Consider the following 25,020-nt stretch of genomic DNA (forward strand, 5'->3'; position numbering starts at 1 on the left):
TGGCAGCAACAATTGTACATCTTTACATAAGAAATGCATAAATCATTTAGCTTTAACTGCATTTGAAGTAAAAATTAATATCAATAGGTTATAATATTTATATGTTTAATCGACATATCTGATCATATTTATTCTGCCATATCCATATCCATAATAAAGCCACATGGTTTCGCAAGCCTGGTATGCTGATTATGAGATTGTATACCAGGCAAATGCGAAAGATTTTTTAAACACAGGTTTTCATAGGATAGATAACTAAATTGCCGCTCATTCCTGGGCGGCATCTTTCTTTTATTCCCATAATTCATTAGCTTTATTCCCTTACAGGTTTCGCCATTTGCGTGGTATAACCGCAACGTGCATACTTAACTATCATAATTCCATGGAACAACAACCTAATTCTAACCGGAGAAATTTTATCCGGAACCTATCACTTGGCAGTCTGGCCGCTATTAGTCTTCCCAATATCGTAACGGCAGCTACAGGTGAAATGAAAGCCAAAAAAGTAACATTGAAAAAGGATGCAGTAATCCTCTTTCAGGGAGACTCTATCACAGATGCAGGACGTAAACGGGACCAGAGTGAAGCGAACAACACCAGCGCATTAGGCAACGGTTATGCTTATCTCGCCGCTGCGGCTTTGCTGAGAGAATTTCCCGACAAAAATCTGAAGATCTATAACAAGGGGATCAGCGGTAATAAGGTATACCAGCTGGCTGAAAGATGGGATACAGACTGTCTGCAGATAAAACCAGATGTGCTGAGCATCCTCATCGGTGTAAATGACTTCTGGCATACCCTGAACGGTAATTATAAAGGTACTATCAAAACTTACCGTGATGATTTTAATGCTTTGCTGGATCGTACCAAACAGCAATTGCCAGAGGTGCAACTGATCATTGGTGAACCCTTTGCCGTAAATGGTGTGAAAGCGGTGGATGATAAATGGTTTCCTGCATTCAATGAATATCGTGTGGCAGCCCGTGAAATTGCAACGAAATTTGATGCGGTCTTCATTCCATACCAGGCTATTTACGATAAGGCGCAGCAGTCTGCACCAGGCTCTTACTGGACAGGAGACGGGGTACATCCTGCTATAGCCGGAGCTTCGCTGATGGCAGCTTCCTGGATGGATACGATCAAGAAGTAATCAGTTTGGGTTAGTATAAAAAAGCCGCGGGGATGATCCGCGGCTTTTGCGTATTAATGAGTCTCCACCTTCGGTGGGATCAGTTTATAGATAATGGGAGTTACAATCCTCGACAGCAGGGTTGAGCTGATCAACCCGCCAATGAGCACTATCGCCAATGGCGCTATCAATGGGTTGGTAGAAATTGCGATCGGGATCAATCCTCCGATAGCGGTCAGTGATGTCAGTACAATCGGCAGGAAACGTATTTCTCCGGCCTCCCTGATCGCTTCATCGAGCGACTTCCCCTGTTCTCTGAGCTGGTTTGTGAAATCGACCAGCAGGATGGTATTCTTCACCTCAATTCCCGCCAGGGCTATCATACCAATAATGGCAACGAACGACAGGGAGTTACCTGTTAACCACAGTCCCACGGCAGCGCCCACTACACCCAGTGGTATTACCGACAATACGATCAGCGTGCTTTTGAAAGTCTTGAATTCCAGTACGAGCACTGCTATGAACAGGAACATAGTAACAATGATAATGCTCATAAAGCCTCCGAAAGAGTCCTGCCTTGTTTCCACTTCACCACCCATTTCATAGCTGTAACCAGCAGGCAGCGGAAAGGCATTCATTTTCTCAATAGTACTGTTGATCACACGGTCAGTCAGGAAACCTTCCTGTATGGAAGCTGTAATAGACACTACGCGTCTTTTCTCCTGGTGATTGATGCGCAGGGGAGAAGCCTCCATCCGGAGACTGGCTACCTGCGACAGCGGATAGGGTTTGTCGTCCTGGTTGTTTACGTAGAGGTTGTTGAAGACATCCATCGTAGGACGACCATCCTTGTTACGCGTCAGCAGCACATCGTAGTCATTGTCATTCTTATCGGCATAATGTCCCAGGTTGAGTCCTGCTACTGCCAGTCTCACCGTCCTGTCGATATTGATACTTGGAATACCCAGCAACTGTGCCTTCTCTTTGTCAATGTCTACCCGGATATCTGTTTTCAGCAGCTTCACGGGATTGTTCACATAAATAGCGCCTGGCACTTTCTGCAGCATCGTTTCTATCCGGCCTGCCAGGCTACGGAGGGTATCGAGATTATCGCCAAAGAGACGTACTTCCACTGGGGCCGGGGCAGGTGGTCCCTGCTCGAAGTTGACCACCTCCACTTTAGCCCCGGGATATGGTGTCCACTGTCTACGCAATTTCTCAATCAGCTTTAGCTTGTCATAAGGACTGGTGTGATTGTCCAGCTGTATGAATATCTGCGCGAAGTCGCTTCTCTCATTTTCCTGAATAACATTATAGTAGATACGGGGATTTCCCTTGCCGACATTGGTTGCGAAGTAGGTAACGGCCCTTTCTTTCTTTAAAGCCTGTTCCACCTGCCTGGCAATGCTCTTGGTATAAGCAAGACTTGACTGCGGTGGTGTCGTAATATTCACCAGGAACTGTGGTTTTTCTGAAGCGGGGAAAAGACTGAAACCCACTACCTGGAACAATACGATGGATCCACTGAAGATGATCAGGGTGATCACTATTGACAACACCGGTCTTTTCAGCGCTTTATCCAATACACGTGAATAGCTGCCGTGGATCAGTCTTTTGAGGGCGCGCATGAAGATATTTCCTTCAGGATTACCTGCATGTTCAGGCAACAGTTTGCTGGCCAGGAAAGGAATGATCGTCAGGGACACAAACATGGATGCAAATACGCTGAGAATAACGGCCATTGGCAGTCCCCGGATAAAGTCCCCGGCACCTTCAGGCAGGAATACCAGTGGCATGAATGCAATGATCAACGCGGCCGTACATCCCACAACAGCGAGACCGATCTGTTTGGTCGCTTTCAGTGTGGCATCCATTCTCGAATGGCCTTCCAGTATCCAGCGCTCGATATTCTCTATTACTACGATGCTATCGTCCACTAATAATCCCAGCGCTACCACCAGTCCAACGATGCTCAGCTGGTTCAGATTATAACCGAATATATTCAGTAAGACAACGCCAATAGCGAGAGACAGAGGAATAGAGATCATTACGATCAATGCAGGACGGAATCCCAGTGGAAGCAGGGTGATAGCCACCAGCAGGATAGCGATTATGAAGTCTTTTCCCAGACCGCCCAGACGTCTGTTCACGTTGTCTGCCTGATCAAAATGCTGCACCATGTCAATGTTCGACGGCAGTGTTTTCTTAAACTGGGTCAATATAGGAAGGTAGCGTTCTTTGGTCTTACTGATGTTCTCGCCTTCCTTTTGTGCCGCCACTACAAAGGCGCACCTGCGACCGTTCAGCCTTGTTTCATATTGCTCATCTGCCAGGCCGTAATAGATAACAGCTACATCTTTCAGAAAGATATTCTTTCCTTTGCTGTTAAAGACAACGGTATTCTTTATTTCATCAAGCCGCTGATAACTACCACTGCTTTTAATGTTATAAGTGCGATTACCGGCTTCAATACTTCCGCCGGGGATATTGCTGATTTCATTCTGTATACTGGAGATAACCTTGTATACGGGAAGCCCCATCTGCGCGATCTTTTCGAGGTTCAGCTCAATTCTTACCTGCCTGTCGGGTAGGCCATGTATCTCTACATTCTTCAACTCTTTGATGGTTTCCAGGTCGTCCTGCAACTTCTCTGCATAGTACTGCAGTTTGTCTTTGGAGGCTGTTTCAGATACCAGCGCTATCTGCATAATATTTACATCACTGGGCTGCTGGCGCATTACGTCAATGCTGATATTCTCCGGTAGCTCGTCGCGTTTGCCATTCACCACGCGCAGTACTTCCTGGTATTTATCATCTACATTGCTGCGGTATTTGTATTCCACGCGTATTACAGCCAGACCATCGCCTATACTGGTGCGAACGCGTTTGATATTTTCCTGTGACGACAATTCTTTTTCCAGTGGGTCTACCACAAGGTCTTCCATGTCTTTCGGACTGGTACCCGGATATACGACTACTACATTAAAGAAAGGAGATTTTACTTCGGGATCTTCGGACCGGGGCATCGTGAGGATGGTGGTAATACCCAGTACGATGATCATAATAAAGATCACCAGTGTAAACTGATAGTTCTTTACCGCGTATGAAGAGATTTTCATGATTCGTTGATTTATTAGAGGAGTTCCGTTGCGGTATTATTTTACGGTGATGATGCTGCCTTCTGTGAGATAAGCGCTACCTGAAGTGATCAGGGATGCTGCTTCCTGCAGCCCTTTGCTTATGATCACTTTATCGGCTTCCATGCCTGCAATGGTAACAGCTACTTTGTGAGCGGTTTTATTATCGTTGGTGACGTATACATAACCTGTGCTACCGTCACCTTCCAATAAGGCGTCGTAAGGAATAGCCCAGGGACCCTGACCATTGGCTGAAGCGACTATTACAGGCTTGATGACTGCTTTACCGAACATGCCGAAGGCAATAGCTGAAGGCTTTTCTCCTGTTAGTTTAATATCCGCAGTAAAAGATCCGCTTTGTGGTTGTACACCTTCCGACTTGCGGGAAACAACGCCCTGGAAGACTTTGCCGGGAACAGCTTCTACTTCGACCGTTGCTTTGTCCTGGAGATTAATAGCAGCCCACTCTTTATTACTGACATTCACGCGCAGCATCCAGTTGCCTGATTGGGCGCCATTGGTTTCCAGTACAGGAGTGCCGGGTTGCACCAATTGTCCTTCACTGGCCAGTTTACGCAGTATATAACCACTTTCTGTAGCCTGGATCTGTGAATGACTACGGTTGAACTGTGCAGTCTTCAGTTGCTCAGCAGCCATATCCAGCGCGGTCTTTGCATTCTGTAACTGCTCGAGGGTAGCAACGCTGTCTTTATAAAGATTCTCTACACGTCTATGATCACGTTGCGCCTTTTCAAATCCCAATTGCGCCTGTTGCACCTGCGCATTGATCTCTGTAGGATTCAATACTGCGAGGAGCTGCCCTTTCTTAACAGCATCGCCTTCCTTCACCAGGATGCGCTGGATGATACCGCCGGTCTTAAAGGAGAGCAATACTTCATCGTCGGTGGTAAACTGACCTGATACAGCAATCGCCGGATTAGCGTTCATCTGACCATTCAGCGGAAGGAGTTTCACTGGTATTTCGGCGGACTGGCTATTGTTGTTTTCTGCTGCACTGGGTGCTCCGCAGGAAATAACCAGGCAGGAAAAAGATGCCAGCAGTGAAAAAGAGAGACTAGATTTCATGTTGAATATTTTTAGAGAAGTAGATTAAAGTTTATAGGAAGCCTGTGTGCGTTCAATGTCGGCGATAGCGGTTTGTACTGCGGCGAAATCCACGGACAGTTGCAGCTTTGCATTAGTCAGCTGGGTTTGTGCGTCCAGCAATTCGATATACAGCAACTGTCCTGCCTTGTATACCTTCGATTGATCCGTATAGTATTTTTCAGATAATTGTAGCTGTTCTCTGGCGCTCTTGAAATTGGCCACCGCGGTGCGGTAGTTGTTCTCAGCTACCTGTTGTTCCAGCTGAAACGAGATACTTGTTTCATTGTAAGCCGCCTGCAGATTACTGATGTCGATAGCTGCCTGTTGTGCCTTGTATTTGCGCTGACCAGCAGCAAAGAGATCCCATTGGAGACTTACACCCCACATATAGTAGCGGGATTTATTGTCGACATTCCATTTGAAGCCCTGTGAGCCAAGATCCAGAAAGGTGCTCAGTTTAGGCACCAGGTAAGACTTTGACTGACGGTAAAAGAGTGAAGCGATCTTTTGTTGTTGAGATAATTGCAGCAATTCATCTCTTGTATTGCCGGTAGGAGCAGGAGGGGGCAATACTTCTTCCGGCATAAAAATGCTGCTATCGATATTAATGGCGGTGTTCAGATCCCGGTTTAGCAGGAAGTTGAAATATGCCTGGGCATTTTTCTGTTTGTTCTCTGCTTCTGTTATAGATGCGGCGATCTTTTGCTGCTCTGCTTTGGCACGGGTCAGCGCAGTGCTGTTGGTAACCCCATTAGCCAGGAAGCTGGTGTTGACCCTTATGTTCTCCTGCACCTGCAGCAGGGCCGTATTGTAAATCTCCACTGCTTTCCCTGCCTGATAATATTGATAGTAGGCCGTTTTGATGTCTTTTACCAGTTTACGTTTATACACGTTCACTGCTGCCTGTTGCAGGGAAATGCTTTCCTTGCGGATCTTGTTGGCGTACCATATTTCCGTATTCACCAAAGGGAGGGAAGTGCGAACGTGTACGTCATAAAAATCATTAGGGTTCAGCAGGAACGACTGATTTTCCACCTGGGGGAATTTCTGGCTGTTGGTCAGTTGATTGAGGGTGCTGTATGCAGGATTCAACAGATCTCCGATAGGAAGATCGATAGTACGGCCGCCATGGGTCCTGGTATAACTCCCGGTCAGTCCCACCTGTGGATAGAAAAGGCTTTTGGCCTCTTTTAGGGCATAGAGTGACTTATCCAGCTGGAAGTTCTGCTGTTTCAGTCCCTGGTTCTGTGAAAAGGCGCTCTGGATATACTCGTCCAGGATCTTCCCCTGTCCATAGCCATACCGGACGGCGATTCCGGATAAAGTTAGCATCAGTATGAACATTTTTCTTTTCATGATCGTAGTTGAAATTATAAACAGTGTTTAGTAATAGAGGATAAAAAAAGACACATGAAGTGTCGTAGTACCTGTGTATATCAGGCAGATATCTGTATTATATTGACAAGGTCAAATAACGGGGACAGATATCTGCATGATACGCACCTCTGGTAGTTGATAGCGTCAATTATCTGACGCGAACACTTTATTTCCTTATCAGCCGCAGATGTTCATTTACAGTGGCTGTAATTACATTACGGACCTGATCGTCAGGTAGTTGCATGACCTTGATGCGTTCCCTGATAAACAGGGAGATCAAGCCATGACCAAGTGACCAGACAGAAAGCGCTGCAATCCCGGCATTTTCGTAACGTAGCTGGTCGATACACTTTTCCAATGTGTCAGTCAGGAAATGATAAGCTTCATCGCAATTTGGCCAATCATTATTATCGTCTACCGCATTCATGGGAGCGCGGAGAACGAACATCAGGTCATACAGGTCCGGATGTTCGAAGCCAAAGTTGATGTAAGAGTGGAGTAGCTGTTCCAGCCTTTCCAGCGGATCAGTAGCTGTTACATCCTTCACAAAGGTGTTATAGAGTTCCAGGAACGCTTGTCCCTGTACCTCATACAACAACTCGTCCTTGTCCTTATAGTAGAGATAAATGGTAGCGGGACTGTATTCTATCTTATCAGCTATGTTGCGTATTGACGTTCTGTCAAAGCCCTCTTTAATAAACATCTCCATGGCGGCGGTGATGATCAGTTTCCTCATTTCCTGCTTTTCCCGCTCTTTTCTGTCTGTAATGCCCATATTAATAACTTTACGCCACAAACTTACTGAACAGTGTTCATAAAATGAAATATTTCTTTTAGCTTTACGTCATTAATTATTAAAAAGCCCACCCTATTATGACCAAGACACAAGTAAATCTAACAGAATCAGGAGTTTACACAATTTTAGGAGCAGGAGGGAGTATTGCGCGGGAGTTGACAACCGTTTTACTGGAGCAGGGAAAACACGTGAGACTGGTAAGCAGGCAGGTTAAGCCGGTAAATGGGGTAACAGATATTATAGCGGCAGACATTACAGACCCTCTGCAGACACGCAGGGCTATCAGCGGTTCGTCTATCGTGTTTTTATGTGTTGGATTGGTCTATGACCATAAGGTCTGGCAGGACAAATGGCCGAAGATCATTCAGAACGTGATTGAAGCTTGCGGTGAAAGCGGTATTCCTTTCATCTTTTTTGACAATGTTTATATGTATGGGCTGGTAGACGGCGCTATGACCGAGGATACGCCTCACAATCCCAGGAGTAAAAAGGGGGAGATCAGAGCGATGATTGCCGATAAGATCATGCAGCAGGTGAAACAGGGAAATATTACAGCCAGTATTGCCCGCTCAGCAGATTTTTATGGTCCTGCGGCAGACAGCACCAGTGTTCTCAATATTATGGTCGTTAATAAACTGGCACAGGGACAAGCAGCCAACTGGATGGGAAATGACCAGGTGCCCCACAGCTATACTTTTATACCTGATGCAGGAAAGGCCTTGTATTTAATGGCGTCTGATCCATCTTCCTTCAACCAGGTATGGCATCTGCCTACGACCAACCCGGCGCCTAACGGAAAAGAATATGTGGAAATGATAGCAGCAGCTTTAAACGTGAAGCCTCGTTATTCAAAGCTCAATGGCTTTATGATCCGCCTGGCAGGGCTCTTCAACAAAACGGTTGGAGAAATGCATGAGATGATGTACCAGAGTACACATCCCTACATTTTTGACAGCTCAAAATTTGAAAAGCATTTCAATTTTAAACCAACTTCATACAAAGACGGAATTGCCCTAACGGTAAAAAGTATAGCGGATAATAAAAAATAAATTTGGCGATTTAAATTGTTCTCCTATATCTTTGCATCAGTTCTTTAAGTTTCTTATCAAGAAAGGCAGAGGGAAATGGCCCTGCGAAGCCTTAGCAACCACCCGGTTCCACCAGACCGGAAAGGTGCTACATCCAGCCCGCTAATAGCGGGAAAGATAAGTCAGTAGGTTTGATCTATTTTACTTGAAATATAAAAAACTCACCTGGCTCCCAGGTGAGTTTTTTTATTTTAATTACTTCCTGCCACTATCTGCCATCTCTTTGATAAGTTCCTCATAAGGACCTGTTTAATCAACAATTATCATCAAACTCAAAAACAAAAAAGAGATGAGCACAATCACACAACTGATCCATTCTATTCCCGTAGATCCACAGACAGGCGCAATTGCTGTACCTATTTACCAGACCTCTACTTTCGTACAGGACGCACCGGGTGTAAACAAGGGCTATGACTATGCAAGGACCAACAATCCTACGCGCGAAACACTGGAGAAAATAGCTGCAGGACTGGAAGGCGGCGCTACCGGTATTGCTTTCTCCAGCGGACTGGCAGCCATTGACGCTATTATAAAACTGCTGCAGTATGGTGATGAAATTGTTGCAGTAGATGATATCTACGGAGGGGCTTTCCGGTTATTCAACAAAGTGTATGATAAATTCGGCATCAAGGTGACTTATGTAGATACCTCAGATGTGCAGGCTGTCTTCAACGCTATTACGCCAGCCACTAAACTGATATGGCTGGAAACACCCACTAATCCTACACTAAAGATATCCGATATTGCTGCCATTGCGAAGATCGCTGCCGCCAGCAAATGCCTGTTTTGTGTGGATAATACTTTCGCATCTCCGGTGTTGCAACAGCCCCTGGCGCTTGGTGCGGATATAGTGGTACATAGCGCTACCAAATACCTGGGAGGTCATAGCGACCTTATTGCTGGTCTGGTAGTGACAAAAACGCCTGAACTGGGAGCAGCCATCAAATTCTATCAGAATGCCTGTGGTGCAGTTCTCTCACCATTCGATAGTTTCCTGCTGATCCGTGGTATAGAGACAGTGCACCTGCGTGTACGGCAACACTGCGCCAATGCCCAGGCAATTGCAGAATACCTGGAACAGCATCCGCTGGTGGATAAGGTATATTATCCCGGTCTGGCCAGTCACCCGGGTCATGACATCGCGAAAAAACAATCCAAAGGGTTCGGCGGCATTGTTTCCTTCACTTTCAAGGACGATACCGAGGCAACAGCGCAGGCTTTTGTGACTGGCACCCAATATTTTAAGCTGGCGGAAAGCCTGGGAGGTGTTAAAAGTTTGTTATGTCATCCGGCCAGCATGACCCATAAATCCATCCCTGATGAAAAGCGGAGAGCCGCCGGGGTGGCGGATAGTCTGGTCCGTTTGTCGGTAGGACTGGAGGAGCCGGAAGACCTCCTTTCAGACCTCGATCTTGCCTTTCATAAAATTCAACAGGCGACCGGGTCCGTTTTAAGTTTATAGTTTCGTAGTTTGCAGTTTCTGGATCGATAAACTGCAAATTGCGTAACTATGCTAAAACGTGTATTTTTCAGTGTTTGCCTTTCCGCTATATGTTACTACACTTATGCCCAGGACAACACTTCCTTTATACTCAAAGATATTACCCTGATTGACGGGAGCGGGGCTGAACCCCGTTCTCATGTCAGTCTGGTGGTCACCGAAGACACCATTGCTGCGATATTACCCGCAGGCACAAACTATCCCGTCAAAGGTGCTGAAGAAATAGATGGTCAGGGTATGACAGTGATGCCACTATTGGTGAACGCCCATGCCCATGTTGGACTACTAAAAGGTACCACTATTGCCGCCGCCAATTATACCCCGGAAAATGTGAACCGCCATCTGATGCAATATCTGGAGTATGGTGTGGGAACAATATTGAGCCTGGGTACCGATCAGGCATCCGCCTTCATTTTTCAGGATGCGTCCCGCATAGGCATGCTCCCCGGCGCTTCTTTTTATACTGCCGGATATGGTTTTGGTGCTCCCAAAGGAGTACCTCCTGTTGCATTCGGTCCGAGTATACTGCGCCCTGTAAATGCAGATCAGGCCTTACAGGATATGCGCCGCCTCGCTACATTGAAACCAGACTTTGTCAAGATCTGGGTAGATGGAGAACCCCGTATGCTTCCTGAGATCTACCATGCTATTATTACAGAAGCACATGCGCATAATATAAAAGTAGCCGCACATGTATACTACCTCGAAGATGCCCGTAAACTGGTAGATGCAGGTGTCGATGTGCTGGCCCATAGTATCAGGGACCAGGAAGTAGATGATTCCCTGATCATAGCCATGAAACAGAAGAATGTCTGTTATATTCCCACCCTTTGCATTGAAGAATTCGGTTTTGCTTATGCCACTTTGCCGGGATGGTTTGCCGATCCTTTTTTTCTCCGTTCCCTGGAGCCAGGCGTAGAAGATATGCTGAAAAGCGATGATTACCGTAAACAACAGGAGAGTGAAAGGGAGCGTAAAATAAAGTCTCTCCAGATTGCTTCCCGGAATCTCCATAAAATGGATAGCGCAGGCATTAAGATCGTTATGGGCACAGACTCAGGTGCACAGCCTGTAAGAGCTATCGGCTTTTCTGAACATATGGAACTGCAGCTGATGACAGAAGCCGGCATCCCACCTTTAAAAGTGATCAAATATGCTACGTATAACGGAGCCGCTATGTTGGGAATAGAAGGCCGGACAGGTAGCCTGCTGCCTGGTAAAAAGGCCGACTTTATGGTGCTTGACGCGGATCCTTTGCAGGATATCAGGGCCACACGCAGTATCAAAGCTATTTATAAGAACGGGAAACAGATACAGTAATCTAAACTAAGGTGCAGCCAACGCGCCGGGGGAAAAAATATGAGATCAGTAGTAAACATGAGCCTATGCATGTTATTGTGCCTGGTTACATTGACCGCACAATCACAGCGCAGAAAGACAACAAGAAGTAAATCCAAAGCAAGAACAACAAAGACGGCTAAGAGCACAAAGACCGTTGCACCCTCTTACACCACTGCACAGCAGGTACAGATGAGGAAATCATTCTACCTGTTATACCTGCTGGAAAGGAAGGGAGATGCACACGATGCGATTGTAAAAGACGCTGTATTTAACCAGATAGCAAAAGATAGACAGGCTCGTTTAACAGCTGCCTATAGCCAGTGTGGAGATGCCGCCTGTATTGGTAAAGCGCTTGAATGGACAGCAGACGAGATCCAGGAGGTAGGTGAGGAATTCAAAAGACTGGCAGTCAGTAATGCTGATGTAGCAGAAACAGTGCAGCGCCTCAAAGTCGTTGATCGCTATCCGTTATATACAGAGAGTTCTGATACCGCCTTTATCCGAAAGGCATGGCAGGATGTAGCCGCTGGCATTAATCATATCTGCAAAGTATATCTCGAGGGTGTTCCTCCCCGTTATCCGAGGATCGATTCCATCTCTTTCAGGCCTTCTGATCCTGCATTCGTAAAACAGGTGAAAACAGCCGTGCAGCAGATTATGGCAGTGGGAACAGGTAATGCCTTCTACAGACAGCCCTTACTGGGATCATTGAAAGCACTGGAAATCAATGGCAGGGACGAGGCTACCCGTTATGAGCCTTTATACAAAGGTGAGAATGCTGCCGCCTTCGCCAAGTCCAGAAGGATGAACTGGAATGCCTATCGCTTCAGCTCTATTATGGTGCCTGGAAGCGGTCCCGGAAAGGCAGGACAATCTATGGACAGCATGGGGATGTTCCGTTGCAAGCTGGCGGCAGAACAGTATCGCGATAATGTGGCTCCTTTTATCATCGTATCAGGAGGCCATGTGCATCCTTACAAGACGCCTTTCTGCGAAGCAATTGAGATGAAGAAATATATGGTGAGCAAGTTAGGCATCCCGGACAGCGCGGTGATCATTGAGCCACATGCAAGGCATACCACGACGAACATCCGTAATGCCGTGAGACTGGTATACCTGTTCAATATGCCAGCCTCCAAACCAATGCTGATCGTATCAGATTCATTCCAGTCGCTCGCTATTGAAAAGATGGCAGCCCGCTTCATCAATGAAATAGGCTATCTGCCTTACACAGGACTGGAAAGAAAGGCGACCACAGAAAATATTATACTACCGGATCTGAAAGCCTGGCAACAGGATCCTGAAGATCCTCTCGATCCTTAAGCCAACGGCGTCCTTTCATGACCCTGGTCACCATCATGGCCGCTACTGTATCGCCGGTAGCATTCAGGATGGTGGCCAGCGGATCTACCAGGGTACCGATCACCATCACTGCAGGAAGCGCTTCTATTGGGAAGCCGTATACGGACATCACCAACAATTCCCCGATATACCCACCGTTAGGAATTCCTCCCTCCACAATACTAACGATCACTGTTACTCCTAACGCAAGTAATACTGTGTCCACGCCTGTCAGCGGACGATGGAACATGGCAAAAACAACACCTATTTTTACTATCGAAGAGATGCTGGAACCGTCTTTATGGAGGGTACCCCCCAATGGCACGACCACATTCCCGATATGTTCCGGAATACCCATACGCTGTGCAGCTACCAGGTTGGCAGGTATAGTAGCGATACTGCTACAGGACCCCAGTGCCGTAAAAGTAGGCACAAGGTTATTCTTCCAGTAGATCTTCACCCCGGCCATTCCTCCGGCAAGGAAAGCATATACGCTGAATATTACGATGAAATAGAATAATCCGAAGCCATAATACAGTGCCATTGAACTGGCATAGGTACCAAAGAGCTCAGGGCCTAGCGTACCTACCTGGTATGCGAAATAAGCGCCCAGACCTATGGGTCCCAGCAGCATGATAATGTTCAGCAATTGTTTCATGACTTCGTTGCCCGAGTTGAGGAAATTACGGAAGGCTTTACCGTATTCTCCCGCCTTCAATGCAGCAAATCCCACCAGGGCGGAGAAGATGAGGAAGGGTAACATATTCTTCCGCGACAGCAGCTCATAAAATTCTCCTACAGTCAGCAAGCGGGTGATTTGCTCTCCCGGTCCTGCGGTCTTTACTTCCTCCAGAACAGTAGAACCAGTGGTCACTGCCTGTAAAGGAAAGAACCAGATAGCGACGATCGTAAGGAAGGCCGATATGAGAACGGTGCCGACGAATACCAGTCCCATAACAGACATCACCCTACCCAGTTTCTGACTGGGATCAACATTGGCAATAGCTGAAGCAATGGCAAAGAATACCAGCGGTATAACAGCCGTAAAAAGAAGGTTCAGAAATATATCGCCTATCGGTTTGATCACTTCTACCTGTTTTCCGAAGATCAGTCCCAGGATGCTGCCGGCGATAATTCCACCTAACAGCAGTAGCAGGCTGCTATAATTTTTAAGTATGGTCCGCATGGCTCAAATATATTGAAAAGTCCACTTTATAAGATGTTTTGTCCATTTGTTGCGGGTAGGTGCATAAATATCTTTGCGTTAGTATGAACAGGAAGGATTTTCTGGCTGCAATGGCCGTTTTGCCTGTAGGAGGATTATATATGCAATTACAAGAACTGGGGAAGATCACCCGTGATTATCAGCGTACTACGTTGATGCCGGCAATGTTTATCGGACATGGTAACCCGATGAATGCCCTTTACGACAATGCTTTCACCCGCCGGCTGAAAGAGATGGGGGAATCAGTAAAACAATTACCTAACGCTATATTGGTAGTATCTGCACATTGGTTGACGAGGGGCACACATGTGCTGACCGCCAGCAGGCCCGCTACAATACATGACTTCGGAGGCTTTCCGCAGGCTTTGCATGATGTGCAGTATCCCGCTCCGGGAGCACCGGAATTAGCCCGTGAAACGGCTAAGCTGATCACAAGCACCCAGGTGGTGGAGGATGATCAATGGGGATTGGACCATGGCACATGGACGGTACTGAAACACATGTACCCTGAAGCCAATATTCCCGTGTTTCAGCTTAGCATTGACTATTACAAGCCGCCGGCCTATCATTTTCAGCTGGCGCAGGAGCTGAGAGAACTCCGTAAGAGGGGAGTGCTTATTGTAGGTAGTGGCAATCTTGTCCATAACCTGAGAAGGATCAGCTTCGACGATAAGGCGGTTCCTTTTGACTGGGCACTGGAATTTGATGCCACCGTAAAAAGTAAGGTAGAGCAGCGTGCATTTGACGATCTGCTGCACTATGAAAGGCTGGGAGAGGCGGCAAAGCTATCCGTTCCTACGCCTGATCACTATTTCCCTTTCATTTACGGGCTCGGCCTGGCTGAGCAGGACGAGGAGATCAGGTTCACCTATGAGGAGATCCAGAATGGTAGCATCAGTATGCGCTGTTTCCAGGTAGGAGAGTAGATACAAAACATCAGCATATAAAGGTCCATAGGCAACAGCCATAAAACGGGTTGTTGTCTATGGGCTTTTTTTATGTTCCAAAGAAGTGAAAAATATAATTGTAAATTTGACATTTATCATTAAATTGCATGAGATAGCAATTACGTTTACCAAGAATTGCTCATCTGGATGTTCCACTGTTATGCTATTTATCCGGCAGGTGATGTGTCGTCTGACAGATCGCTTACAGCGCTGCTTTCGTAAAGCCGGATCTGTTTTCCTGTCTGCGTGGTGTTGATTGTGCGGGGTACACGGGTTTACCATAGAAAATGTTTCTGCGAACTGCATGCAAAATCCAGTAATTTTTGCCGCATGCGGTCGATTCAATAACGTGAACTAGATCGCGAGGGTCGAACTCATTCGACCTTCTTTTTTTTCCGGTTTCCGGAAAAAAAAGCCCGGGGTTTCACCCCGCGCTACAAACACTGTGGCTCCTGACGGAGCCAATTGTTGCGAATGATTGCATAGGATGGATTCCCGAGCTAATTGTAGCGAATAATCCAATAGAAGGGATTTCTCCGGACGCTATTGTTGCGAATAATCCAATAGAATGCATTTTCCCGAAATCTATTACCATGGGCGATCCCATTTGGGGATAAATCAGCATATCCGACAAACTAAACAAATAAGCATAAAATAGGGACTACTCCACAGCTATTTAATTTATTAGCTTTGAGCCGCTAAAATTGTAAAACAGGCATATGAAAAAGGCATTTATATTTGACATGAACGGCACTATGATCGACGATATGGCGTATCATCTGGAAGGCTGGTATAATACACTGACTGAGCTGGGCGCGGGTTTGAGCCGGGAGGCGGTAAAGAAGGAGATGTATGGTAAAAACCAGGAATTGCTGGTCCGTGTGTTTGGAAAGGACCGTTTTACAGCAGCAGAGATGGATACATTATCCCTCGAGAAGGAGAAACGCTACCAGGCGGCTTACCTTCCCCATCTGCAGCTGATACCGGGCCTGCAGGCATTCCTGGAGGCTGCTGAGAAGGAGGGGATCCCCATGGGGATAGGCACTGCGGCCATTCCTTTTAACGTTGACTTCGCGTTGGATAATCTGCATATACGCCACTTTTTCAAGAGTATTATTACCGCTAATGATGTAACCACCAGCAAACCACATCCCGAAGTATTTCTGAAGGCAGCAGAAGAACTGGGTGTAAATCCTGCTTCATGTATTGTGTTTGAAGATGCGCCTAAAGGTGTAGAAGCGGCTGCCAATGCAGGTATGAAGGCGGTAGTACTTACCACTATGCACACCCGTGAGGAGTTCAGCGACTACGATAATATCATCACTTTTATACCCGATTATAGTACCTTAACTCCCGCTCAATTATTCTGAGAAAAAAATAATTGTAAAGTTGACATTTAAAGTTCTATCTTGTGTAGAAATAAACAGTCTGTGAGTCAAAAAGCTGGCAATGTCAACAGGGAGTTTTATATTAGCGGAATTAAACTCCTGGATAGTATGACACGTTATTCCCGGCAAACCCGGATGCTTGTAGCAGTAGACTGTATTATTTTCGGTTTTGACGGACAGGATCTAAAGCTCTTGCTGATCAAGCGCGGTTTTGAGCCGGAAAAGGGAAAATGGAGCCTCATGGGGGGCTTCGTACAGGCAGATGAAGATCTGGAGCAGGCAGCGGCCCGCACCTTAACCAAGCTCACGGGGCTGGAAGGGGTCTATATGGAGCAGCTGGCGGCTTTCGGCAGCCCGGACAGGGATCCGATGGAACGTACGCTCTCTGTATCCTACTTTGCATTGATCGACATCAACCAGTACAAGCAACAGATCACGGATGAGTACAAAGCTGAGTGGTTCCCACTCAAAGATGCACCCAAACTGATCTTTGACCACGCCAAAATGGTAGAAGAGGCCCAGGCACGGTTACGTTACAAAGCAGCTATCCACCCGCTGCTGTTTGAACTGCTGCCGACCAGGTTCACCATCCCCCAATTGCAGATACTGTTTGAAGCAGTATATGACGCCGGCTTTGACAAGCGCAATTTCAGCAGGAAAGTATTATCTACCGGCTTACTTGTCAAACAGAAAGAAAAAGAGAGGGCTACTTCCAAAAGGGGAGCATTCTATTATAAGCTGGATAAAAGAAAATACAGCGCCAAATTCCACGCCTTCCTCAATTTTGTTTCCGATCCCGGAAATCTGAAATAAGGCAACACTGATATGGTAATCACTGTCATGGTGATAGTCATATCAGCATTTTTTTGCCTTATTTAATAATTGTCGGTTTGACAATAAAGTAGACTGGAACATTTACTCATTTTAAAATTAGCTGCTGTCTTCCGCTGCCGACAGGCCAGGAAGACCGTTCAAGTACGTACGTTATGGAAAATTCATTTGTAATAGGTGTCGACTTTGGCACCGATTCAGTACGGTCTCTCGTAGTGAATACCCGGACAGGAGAGGAAGTAGGTAGTGCCGTGCACTATTATCCCCGCTGGCAGAAAGGATTATACTGTGATCCTGCTGTGCAGCAATACCGTCAGCATCCCCTGGATTATCTGGAAGGACTGGAGCAAAGCATTCTAGGAGCATTGAAACAATGTCCGGCAGGCACCGCCGCGCTGGTGAAAGGTATCGCGGTTGATACAACGGGCTCTACTCCCGGTCCCGTAGACGAAACGGGCACGCCACTGGCCCTGTTACCTGGCTTTGAAAACAATCCCAACGCTATGTTCGTGCTCTGGAAAGATCACACAGCCAATAAGGAGGCTGCGTTGATCAACGACACCGCACATAGCAATGGCACCGATTATACGAAATACTGTGGCGGCATTTACAGCAGTGAATGGTATTGGGCCAAGATCCTGCACGTGATCACAGAAGACGCTGCCGTAAGGGAAAAAGCGGCTTCCTGGGTAGAGCATTGCGACTGGATTCCAGCCCTGCTGACAGGCAACCGTAGCCTCAGCACCTTACTCCGCAGTCGTTGTGCGGCAGGCCATAAAGCGATGTGGCACGCTTCATGGGGCGGTTTACCTCCGAAAGATTTCCTGGAGAAATTGAACCCATTACTGGGCAAATACGATCAGACATACACCGACACTGTAGAAGCGACCGTTCCGGCTGGCACTATCAGCGAAGAATGGGCTACCCGCCTGGGGCTTTCAAAAGATGTGGTAATAGGTACAGGCGCTTTCGATGCCCATATGGGCGCTGTAGGCGGTGGTATCCAGTCCTACTCCCTCTGTAAGGTGATCGGCACCAGCACCTGCGATATCCTCGTGGCGCCTATGGAAGAAGCCGGGCATCTGTTTGTAAAGGGTATCTGCGGACAAGTAGATGGTTCTGTAATACCTGGCATGCTTGGACTGGAAGCCGGACAATCCGCTTATGGTGATGTATTCGCCTGGTTGCGTCGTCTGATCATGGGGCCATTATATACCCTGTTACCGGAAGACAAGGAGAAACTCGCCGCTGTAGAAGATAAACTACTGGGCCACCTGGCGCAACAGGCGCAGCAGCTACCTTTAAGAGATAATGATCCACTGGCTTTAGACTGGTTCAACGGTCGCCGTACACCTGATGCGAATCACACTGTCAAGAGCACTATTACCGGCTTACACCTGGGCATAGATGCGGTACAAATGTTCAAAGCACTGGTGGAAGCTACTGCTTTCGGTGCACAGAGCATTGCGGAACGTTTTGCGAAAGAGGGCGTGCCGATTAAAGAAGTAATCGCATTGGGTGGTGTAGCCAAAAAATCATCTTACGCTATGCAGGTACTGGCAGACGTGATGAACAGACCTATCAGGATTGTGAATAGTGAGAATGCATGTGCACTGGGTGCTGCTATGTTTGCAGCCGTAGCTGCAGGTGTTTATACTGATATTGAGAGTGCACAGAAAGCGATGACCTCAGGATTTGAAACTGTCTGGCAGCCGCGCCAGGAGAATGTTCCATACTACGCGGCCCGTTACCGTCAATTCCAGGAACTGGGCGCATTCACCGAAAAATTGTACGTATGAGCAACCGTTATCAAAGCATAAAAGAACAGGCCTACGAAGCCAATATGCAATTGCCTGCATTAGGACTTGTATTGTTCACTTTTGGCAATGTGAGCGTGGTAGACCGCAGCGCCGGCGTGTTTGCCATCAAACCGAGCGGCGTGCCTTATAAGCTGCTGACGCCAGACAGTATGGTAATCGTGGATTTCGACGCAAAGACAGTGGAAGGAACAGGACGTCCGTCCTCAGATACCAAGACCCACGCCGTCTTGTATAAACACTGGGAAGAGATCGGAGGCATCGTACATACACACTCTACGTATGCTACTGCCTGGGCTCAGGCACAGCGGGACATCCCCATCTATGGTACTACACATGCCGATCACCTGACAACAGATGTTCCCTGCGCGGCACCGATGAGTGATGAGATGATCAAGGGTAACTATGAGCATGAAACGGGCTTCCAGATCATGCAGTGCCTGCAGGAAAGACAAATATCCTATAAGGATGTGGAGATGATACTCGTGGGTAATCACGCGCCTTTCACCTGGGGAAAGACGGCCGATAAAGCAGTGTACAATGCGGCGGTGCTGGAAGAGGTAGCGAGAATGGCTTACCTGACAGAAAGCATCCGTCCGGAGTGCCCTAAACTAAAAGAATCCCTGATCAAAAAACATTTTGAACGCAAACACGGGCCCGATTCCTATTATGGTCAAGAGTAATAGTGCAGGTCACATCTAAAATTCCAACAGCATGATACAGTTGAAGCAATTTGAAGCCTGGTTCATCACCGGCAGCCAACATCTTTACGGAGAAGAAACTTTAAAGCAGGTAGCGACACACGCAGAAAAGATTGCACAGTCGCTCAGTGCAGACGCCAACATACCGGTACGCATTGTATTTAAACCGGTGGTAAAAACGCCGGATGAAATATACCGCATTTGCCAGGAAGCCAATACAGCGCCTGATTGTATCGGGGTGATCGCCTGGATGCATACTTTCTCTCCGGCCAAAATGTGGATCGGGGGACTGAAGATCCTGCAACGCCCACTATTACACCTGCATACTCAGTTTAACAGAGACATCCCCTGGGGTGATATAGATATGGACTTTATGAACCTGAACCAGTCTGCCCACGGCGACCGTGAGTTTGGTTTCATGATGTCGAGAATGAGAATGGACCGCAAAGTAGTAGCTGGTCACTGGCAGGACCCGGAAGTAACCGCGGAAATAGGTACCTGGCTGCGGGCAGCTGCGGGCTGGTTTGACTGGCAGGGCGCCCGTTTTGCCCGTATCGGCGACAATATGCGCCAGGTAGCTGTAACTGAAGGTGATAAGGTGGAAGCAGAACTGCAGTTTGGCTATTCTGTGAATGGTTATGGTGTAGGTGACCTGGTTAAATATATCAAAGGCATCAGCGATGCAGCTATCAGCACGCTGGTACAGGAATATGAGCAGAGTTATGTGCTTGCAGCGTCCTTGCAGAAAGGTGGTGCACAACACGCTTCTTTGAAGGAAGCTGCACGTATCGAGTTAGGTCTGCGCGCATTCCTGGAAGAAGGTAAATTCAAAGGTTTCACGGATACATTCGAAGATCTGCATGGCATGGAGCAGTTGCCCGGTATTGCGGTGCAACGTCTGATGGCTGACGGATATGGTTTTGGTGGTGAGGGCGACTGGAAAACAGCGGCCCTGGTAAGAGCCATGAAAGTAATGGGTAGCGGACTGCCAGGTGGTAACTCCTTCATGGAAGATTATACCTATCATTTTGATCCGGCTAATCGCCTGGTGCTGGGTGCACACATGCTGGAGATCTGTTCGTCAATCGCGAGCGGCAAACCATCCTGTGAGATCCATCCATTGGGTATCGGCGGTAAGGCTGATCCGGTGAGACTGGTGTTCAATGTAGGTGGAGGCCCGGCTATCAATGCCTCTGTGATCGATATGGGCAACCGTTTCAGATTGCTGGTGAATGAAGTAGATGCGGTAGAACCTTTACATGACCTGCCTAAACTGCCGGTAGCGAGAGTATTATGGAAACCACTGCCCGACATGCGTACTGGTTGCGCTGCCTGGATCCAGGCGGGAGGTGCTCACCATACCTGCTATAGCCAGAACCTGAGTGCTGCGCACATGCAGGACTTTGCAGACATGGCGGGTATTGAATATGTGAAGATTGGCAAGAACACAGACCTGTATCAGTTCCGGAATGAATTACGCTGGAACGATGCTTTCTACCTGATGAAAGGATTCAAATAACTAGATCAATACGGCTGAATAAGCCATGACGTGGAATATCAAATCGCCGTCCGCCTTCTGGTGGATGGCCTTTTTTTTATTACAACGTCTCCCAGTTCCTCACCAGTTCACCCAACAGTACCTGTCCCGTAGGCCAGTCGCCCAGGTTCGAATCCGCATTGATATGTCCTTTAGGCCCGGCGTTCACAAAACGGCTTCCCCAGGCATCAGCAAAAGATCTCGCCCTTTCCAGGCTGGCATATTCGTCGTTTGTACTGGATACCACAATACTTTTAAAAGGTAGTGGCGCCAGTGGAATAGGCGCAAATCCCCGGGCGTCCGAAGGAAAGCCGGGACGCTCCGTATCGGCAGGCGCTACCAGCAGGGCGGCCTTAATAGTGAGCTTCGTTTGCTGCGCCCAGTAGGCCAGCGCGATACAGCCCAGACTGTGTGCGGCGATCACGACGTCGGGACCAGCTTCCGCCACAGCGTCTTCGATTGTTTTTACCCATTCGGTCATGACCGGGGTGTCCCAGTTCTGCTGATCGATACGTTTATATCCGGATGTTTTTTCCCAGATGCTTTGCCAGTGTAATGGACCTGATCCATGTAAACCTGGTGCGGTTAATACCTTAACTTCCATAAAACAGAAACTTTATAGCACTCCCTTTTGCAGATAGGTGATGGAATAGTAGTTGGCAATACGAGTCTAACAATGTACGTAAAAAGAATAAAAAGCCAATAACCTCATCCGTTAATAAAACGCAAATTTCTACGGATACCAGCATATTTTGACCGTTTCATGGGAGAACGGCGGAAAATCTTCTTAAATTCTTCCTCTGTCAGCTCTTCCCAGTCCTTCGTACTGAAGTTGAGGATCTCAGGAATGGGGGTAAATTCAACCGTCTGATTGGGTTTGGAGAAACGGTTCCATGGGCAGACGTCCTGGCATACATCACAGCCAAACATCCAGTTGTCAAACTGACCCTGCATGTTTTCAGGGATGAGCAGTTCTTTCAGTTCAATGGTAAAGTAGGAAATACAGCGGCTACCGTCGACCATACCGGGCGCTACCAGTGCTCCTGTCGGACAGGCATCCAGGCAGCGGGTGCAGGAACCGCAGTAATCGCCTACCGGACTGTCATATTCCAAAGCCAGATCGGTAATGAGCGTGGCAATAAAAAAGAAGGAACCTGCCTGCTTATGAATAAGGTTACCGTTCTTTCCCAGCCAACCCAGACCGCTACGCTGTGCCCAGCTTCTTTCCAGTACCGGGGCAGAGTCTACGAATCCACGTCCGCTTACTTCTCCGAATGCTTCCTGCATGCGGGCCAGCAGGGTATTGAGTTTGCCCTTGATAACCTCATGATAGTCTTGTCCGTAGGCATATTTGGAGATCTTCGGCGCTTCAGCCTGCTGCTGTTGGGATGGATAGTAGTTCAATAACAACGTGATGACCGACTGGGCATTATCCACCAGTTTCCGGGGATCGATCCGTTTATCGAAATGATTCTCCATATAATGCATGGAGCCATGCATGCCCTTATGCAGCCATTGTTCAAGCCGGCGGGCGTCGTCATCCAGCTGTACCGCCTTAGCGATGCCACAATGGTCAAAGCCCAGATCAGCTGCGTGCTGCTTGATAAATGCCGTATATTTTGCTGCAAGGTTCATGATTGAGTGCAAGTTACACAAAAATAAAAGTTTGCTATAGCAAGGGTTGGAATACGGTTTTTCCCTTACCTTCATTCCCAAATAATCCTTATATCCTTATATGCGTAGCAGATCTATTGTATTCCCCCTGCAGCTGGCAGCAGCTTGCTTGTTTGCACTTACAACATTTTCTCAGACCAGGGACAAGGTCAGATTCGGGAAAGTCGATCCGGAGGATTTCGCCGCCACATCATTTGAAAAAGATACCTCTGCACATGCGGTAGTCATCGCTGACATAGGTTCTTCGGAATTCCAGGTGGAAAGAGACCACTTCGAACTGACTTACAAGCGATTCAAGAGAATCAAGGTGGTGGATAAAAACGGTTACGACGCCGCCTCCGAGGAAATTCCGCTGTATATCTCAGGTCAGTTGGAAGAGAAGCTGATTAACCTCAAGGCTGTGGCTTACAACCTGGAAAACGGAAAGGTGGTAGAAACCAAAATGGAGAGCAAAAGTGTCTTTACCGACAAGTATGACAAAAACCACATTTTAAAGAAGTTTACCGTTCCGGGGGTAAAAGAGGGAACCATCATCGAGTATACCTATTCAGTTACTTCTCCATTCTACTTCAACCTGCAGCCCTGGAATTTCCAGAATGAATATCCCACGCTGCAAAGCGAGTACAGTGTTACTATTCCGGAGATCTATGATTTCGTTTTCCTGAAGCAGGATATCAATAGCATGTTGACTGTAAAAACAACGGTCGACAGGCAGACCTATAACGTGACATATGAGTCAAACGGTCCGACGGGCGCTTCCCAGCATGGTAGTTTTTCTGCCAATACGGTAAAGAACGTATGGACAGCCAAAGATATCCCGGCTCTGCGAGAAGAAAGTTATACTACCTCCCTGAGGAACCACATTACCAGGATAGAATTCCAGTTGTCTGCCATCAAATATCCGGAGTCTCCTATAAAACCAATACTGGGTAACTGGCAGAAATTCTCCGAAGATCTGAACAAAGACGAGAATTTCGGTGCAGACCTGAGCAAGAATAACGGTTACCTGGGCGATGTAGTAGACCAGCTGACGAATGGCCTGAAAGATGATACCGCCAAAGCGCGCCGTATATACAATTATGTGAGGAACAACTTTACCTGTACAGATCATTCCAGCTTATATCTCACCAAACCATTAAAAACGGTTTTCTCTTCTCATAATGGTAGTGAGGCAGACATCAATCTGCTGCTGATAGCCATGTTACGCCGTGCAAAGCTGCATGCGGATCCTGTGGTACTCAGTACCCGTAACCATGGTTTTACCCATGAGCTGTACCCGCTTAAATCCCGTTTTAACTATACAATGGCCGCAGTTACCGTAGATACGCTGACGTACTTCCTGGATGCATCCCGCCCTTATCTTGGTTTCGGAAGAGTGGATATGTCCTGCTATAACGGTCATGCAAGAATGTTGACAGCAGAATCAGTACCCGTATATTTCAATCCGGATGACCTGCTGGAACAGAAGAGCACTTTTGTGATGCTCATGGGTGGAGAAGGCGGTATTCTCAAAGGAAGTCTGCAACAGTATCCTACCTATTTTGAATCGTGTGCCATGCGTTCTTCAATAAAGGATAAAGGCAAAGACGCTTATTTTAAAGGGAAGGAAAAAGACTTCGTAGCAGAAACTGTTATCAGCGGTGTAGAGCTGGAGAACCTGGATGATAATGAAGAAGTATTGAAATTGAAGTATGATTTCGACATGAAAGCAGATGATGCCGGCATGATCTATATCAATCCTTTATTTACAGAGGCAATGCGTAAGAATCCTTTCCGTTCACAGGAACGCAGATACCCTGTTGAAATGCCTTGTGTAATGGATGAGACTTATACACTTAATCTGACTGTCCCTGACGGATATGTAGTAGAAGAAATACCTAAGTCGGCCATGGTGAAATTCAATGAGAACGAAGGGGTATTCCAGTACCTCATTCAACAGAGTGAGAATAGCATACAGTTCCGTTCAAGAATAAAGCTGAACAGGGCTGTATTTGCAGCGGATGAATACAATTCGTTGCGTGATTTCTTTGATATGATCGTAAAGAAACAATCCGAACAAATCGTCCTCAAAAGAAAAAGCTAA

General features: G+C 47.2%; 19 protein-coding genes and 1 riboswitch. Of the genes, 12 read left to right on the forward strand and 7 right to left on the reverse strand.

Annotated elements, in window-relative coordinates:
* The first annotated feature begins 382 nt into the window (after positions 1-382).
* Positions 383-1,150, forward strand: a complete 768-nt coding sequence (locus BLR32_RS32240; protein ID WP_089838543.1) for an SGNH/GDSL hydrolase family protein — start codon at positions 383-385, stop codon at positions 1,148-1,150.
* A gap of 53 nt (positions 1,151-1,203) precedes the next feature.
* On the opposite strand, the gene BLR32_RS32245 is transcribed toward BLR32_RS32240, so the two are convergent.
* From BLR32_RS32245 to BLR32_RS32260, 4 genes are all read right to left on the reverse strand, one after another.
* Complete coding sequence (locus tag BLR32_RS32245; RefSeq protein ID WP_089838544.1) at positions 1,204-4,248, reverse strand: efflux RND transporter permease subunit; 3,045 nt, start codon at positions 4,246-4,248, stop codon at positions 1,204-1,206.
* 36 nt (positions 4,249-4,284) lie between these two features.
* Positions 4,285-5,352 (reverse strand): efflux RND transporter periplasmic adaptor subunit, encoded by a 1,068-nt coding sequence (locus tag BLR32_RS32250; RefSeq protein WP_089838546.1) that lies wholly within the window; start codon positions 5,350-5,352, stop codon positions 4,285-4,287.
* 24 nt (positions 5,353-5,376) lie between these two features.
* Positions 5,377-6,705: a TolC family protein gene (locus BLR32_RS32255; protein WP_218124291.1), complete on the reverse strand. Its 1,329-nt coding sequence runs from the start codon at positions 6,703-6,705 to the stop codon at positions 5,377-5,379.
* Positions 6,706-6,916: 211 nt separating this feature from the next.
* The gene (locus BLR32_RS32260) at positions 6,917-7,525 is read right to left on the reverse strand and encodes a TetR/AcrR family transcriptional regulator (RefSeq protein ID WP_089838550.1); all 609 of its coding nucleotides are present in this window, start codon (positions 7,523-7,525) and stop codon (positions 6,917-6,919) included.
* 98 nt (positions 7,526-7,623) lie between these two features.
* Between BLR32_RS32260 and BLR32_RS32265 the strand changes: the two genes are divergently transcribed.
* From BLR32_RS32265 to BLR32_RS32280, 4 genes are all read left to right on the forward strand, one after another.
* The gene (locus tag BLR32_RS32265; RefSeq protein ID WP_089838553.1) at positions 7,624-8,595 is read left to right on the forward strand and encodes an NAD-dependent epimerase/dehydratase family protein; all 972 of its coding nucleotides are present in this window, start codon (positions 7,624-7,626) and stop codon (positions 8,593-8,595) included.
* 50 nt (positions 8,596-8,645) lie between these two features.
* A riboswitch (SAM riboswitch) is annotated at positions 8,646-8,758 on the forward strand.
* 165 nt (positions 8,759-8,923) lie between these two features.
* Entirely contained in the window at positions 8,924-10,096 is a 1,173-nt protein-coding gene (locus BLR32_RS32270; protein WP_089838555.1) for a trans-sulfuration enzyme family protein, read from the forward strand.
* Positions 10,097-10,144: 48 nt separating this feature from the next.
* On the forward strand, positions 10,145-11,455 hold the full coding sequence (locus BLR32_RS32275) for an amidohydrolase family protein (RefSeq protein ID WP_089838557.1): 1,311 nt from the start codon (positions 10,145-10,147) through the stop codon (positions 11,453-11,455).
* 39 nt (positions 11,456-11,494) lie between these two features.
* Positions 11,495-12,799, forward strand: a complete 1,305-nt coding sequence (locus tag BLR32_RS32280) for a YdcF family protein (protein WP_089838559.1) — start codon at positions 11,495-11,497, stop codon at positions 12,797-12,799.
* Here the strand turns inward: BLR32_RS32280 and BLR32_RS32285 are convergent.
* The gene (locus BLR32_RS32285) at positions 12,741-14,003 is read right to left on the reverse strand and encodes a dicarboxylate/amino acid:cation symporter (RefSeq protein WP_089838561.1); all 1,263 of its coding nucleotides are present in this window, start codon (positions 14,001-14,003) and stop codon (positions 12,741-12,743) included. The genes BLR32_RS32280 and BLR32_RS32285 overlap by 59 nt on opposite strands.
* 83 nt (positions 14,004-14,086) lie before the next feature.
* On the opposite strand from BLR32_RS32285, the gene ygiD reads away from it, so the two are divergent.
* From ygiD to araA, 6 genes are all read left to right on the forward strand, one after another.
* On the forward strand, positions 14,087-14,968 hold the full coding sequence (ygiD, locus tag BLR32_RS32290; RefSeq protein WP_089838563.1) for a 4,5-DOPA-extradiol-dioxygenase: 882 nt from the start codon (positions 14,087-14,089) through the stop codon (positions 14,966-14,968).
* 740 nt (positions 14,969-15,708) lie between these two features.
* Positions 15,709-16,359 (forward strand): HAD family hydrolase, encoded by a 651-nt coding sequence (locus BLR32_RS32295; protein ID WP_089838566.1) that lies wholly within the window; start codon positions 15,709-15,711, stop codon positions 16,357-16,359.
* Positions 16,360-16,485: 126 nt separating this feature from the next.
* A complete protein-coding gene (locus tag BLR32_RS32300) occupies positions 16,486-17,190 on the forward strand; it encodes an NUDIX hydrolase (protein WP_089838569.1) in 705 nt (234 codons plus the stop codon).
* A 173-nt stretch (positions 17,191-17,363) separates the two neighbouring features.
* Complete coding sequence (locus BLR32_RS32305; RefSeq protein WP_089838571.1) at positions 17,364-19,007, forward strand: ribulokinase; 1,644 nt, start codon at positions 17,364-17,366, stop codon at positions 19,005-19,007.
* The gene (locus BLR32_RS32310; RefSeq protein WP_089838572.1) at positions 19,004-19,708 is read left to right on the forward strand and encodes an L-ribulose-5-phosphate 4-epimerase; all 705 of its coding nucleotides are present in this window, start codon (positions 19,004-19,006) and stop codon (positions 19,706-19,708) included. The genes BLR32_RS32305 and BLR32_RS32310 overlap by 4 nt, the downstream gene beginning before the upstream one ends.
* 31 nt (positions 19,709-19,739) lie before the next feature.
* On the forward strand, positions 19,740-21,245 hold the full coding sequence (araA, locus tag BLR32_RS32315) for an L-arabinose isomerase (RefSeq protein ID WP_089838574.1): 1,506 nt from the start codon (positions 19,740-19,742) through the stop codon (positions 21,243-21,245).
* A gap of 79 nt (positions 21,246-21,324) precedes the next feature.
* Here the strand turns inward: araA and BLR32_RS32320 are convergent, their stop codons facing one another.
* Both BLR32_RS32320 and queG read right to left on the reverse strand, forming a co-directional pair.
* The gene (locus BLR32_RS32320; RefSeq protein WP_089838575.1) at positions 21,325-21,867 is read right to left on the reverse strand and encodes an RBBP9/YdeN family alpha/beta hydrolase; all 543 of its coding nucleotides are present in this window, start codon (positions 21,865-21,867) and stop codon (positions 21,325-21,327) included.
* A 104-nt stretch (positions 21,868-21,971) separates the two neighbouring features.
* On the reverse strand, positions 21,972-22,898 hold the full coding sequence (queG, locus tag BLR32_RS32325; RefSeq protein WP_089838577.1) for a tRNA epoxyqueuosine(34) reductase QueG: 927 nt from the start codon (positions 22,896-22,898) through the stop codon (positions 21,972-21,974).
* Between the two features lie 100 nt (positions 22,899-22,998).
* On the opposite strand from queG, the gene BLR32_RS32330 reads away from it, so the two are divergent.
* On the forward strand, positions 22,999-25,020 hold the full coding sequence (locus BLR32_RS32330) for a transglutaminase domain-containing protein (protein ID WP_089838579.1): 2,022 nt from the start codon (positions 22,999-23,001) through the stop codon (positions 25,018-25,020).

Source organism: Chitinophaga filiformis, assembly GCF_900102545.1.
Taxonomy (GTDB): domain Bacteria; phylum Bacteroidota; class Bacteroidia; order Chitinophagales; family Chitinophagaceae; genus Chitinophaga; species Chitinophaga filiformis.

What these genes read in the sequence shown, in the direction of transcription:
- ygiD (WP_089838563.1), top strand. Translation starts at nt 14,087, where the DNA reads ATGAACAGGAAGGATTTTCTGGCTGCAATGGCCGTTTTGCCTGTAGGA.
- BLR32_RS32320 (WP_089838575.1), bottom strand. Translation starts at nt 21,867, where the DNA reads ATGGAAGTTAAGGTATTAACCGCACCAGGTTTACATGGATCAGGTCCA.
- BLR32_RS32295 (WP_089838566.1), top strand. Translation starts at nt 15,709, where the DNA reads ATGAAAAAGGCATTTATATTTGACATGAACGGCACTATGATCGACGAT.
- BLR32_RS32285 (WP_089838561.1), bottom strand. Translation starts at nt 14,003, where the DNA reads ATGCGGACCATACTTAAAAATTATAGCAGCCTGCTACTGCTGTTAGGT.
- BLR32_RS32280 (WP_089838559.1), top strand. Translation starts at nt 11,495, where the DNA reads ATGAGATCAGTAGTAAACATGAGCCTATGCATGTTATTGTGCCTGGTT.
- BLR32_RS32265 (WP_089838553.1), top strand. Translation starts at nt 7,624, where the DNA reads ATGACCAAGACACAAGTAAATCTAACAGAATCAGGAGTTTACACAATT.
- BLR32_RS32310 (WP_089838572.1), top strand. Translation starts at nt 19,004, where the DNA reads ATGAGCAACCGTTATCAAAGCATAAAAGAACAGGCCTACGAAGCCAAT.
- BLR32_RS32275 (WP_089838557.1), top strand. Translation starts at nt 10,145, where the DNA reads ATGCTAAAACGTGTATTTTTCAGTGTTTGCCTTTCCGCTATATGTTAC.
- araA (WP_089838574.1), top strand. Translation starts at nt 19,740, where the DNA reads ATGATACAGTTGAAGCAATTTGAAGCCTGGTTCATCACCGGCAGCCAA.
- BLR32_RS32270 (WP_089838555.1), top strand. Translation starts at nt 8,924, where the DNA reads ATGAGCACAATCACACAACTGATCCATTCTATTCCCGTAGATCCACAG.
- BLR32_RS32240 (WP_089838543.1), top strand. Translation starts at nt 383, where the DNA reads ATGGAACAACAACCTAATTCTAACCGGAGAAATTTTATCCGGAACCTA.
- BLR32_RS32260 (WP_089838550.1), bottom strand. Translation starts at nt 7,525, where the DNA reads ATGGGCATTACAGACAGAAAAGAGCGGGAAAAGCAGGAAATGAGGAAA.
- queG (WP_089838577.1), bottom strand. Translation starts at nt 22,898, where the DNA reads ATGAACCTTGCAGCAAAATATACGGCATTTATCAAGCAGCACGCAGCT.
- BLR32_RS32300 (WP_089838569.1), top strand. Translation starts at nt 16,486, where the DNA reads ATGACACGTTATTCCCGGCAAACCCGGATGCTTGTAGCAGTAGACTGT.
- BLR32_RS32255 (WP_218124291.1), bottom strand. Translation starts at nt 6,705, where the DNA reads ATGCTAACTTTATCCGGAATCGCCGTCCGGTATGGCTATGGACAGGGG.
- BLR32_RS32250 (WP_089838546.1), bottom strand. Translation starts at nt 5,352, where the DNA reads ATGAAATCTAGTCTCTCTTTTTCACTGCTGGCATCTTTTTCCTGCCTG.
- BLR32_RS32305 (WP_089838571.1), top strand. Translation starts at nt 17,364, where the DNA reads ATGGAAAATTCATTTGTAATAGGTGTCGACTTTGGCACCGATTCAGTA.
- BLR32_RS32245 (WP_089838544.1), bottom strand. Translation starts at nt 4,248, where the DNA reads ATGAAAATCTCTTCATACGCGGTAAAGAACTATCAGTTTACACTGGTG.
- BLR32_RS32330 (WP_089838579.1), top strand. Translation starts at nt 22,999, where the DNA reads ATGCGTAGCAGATCTATTGTATTCCCCCTGCAGCTGGCAGCAGCTTGC.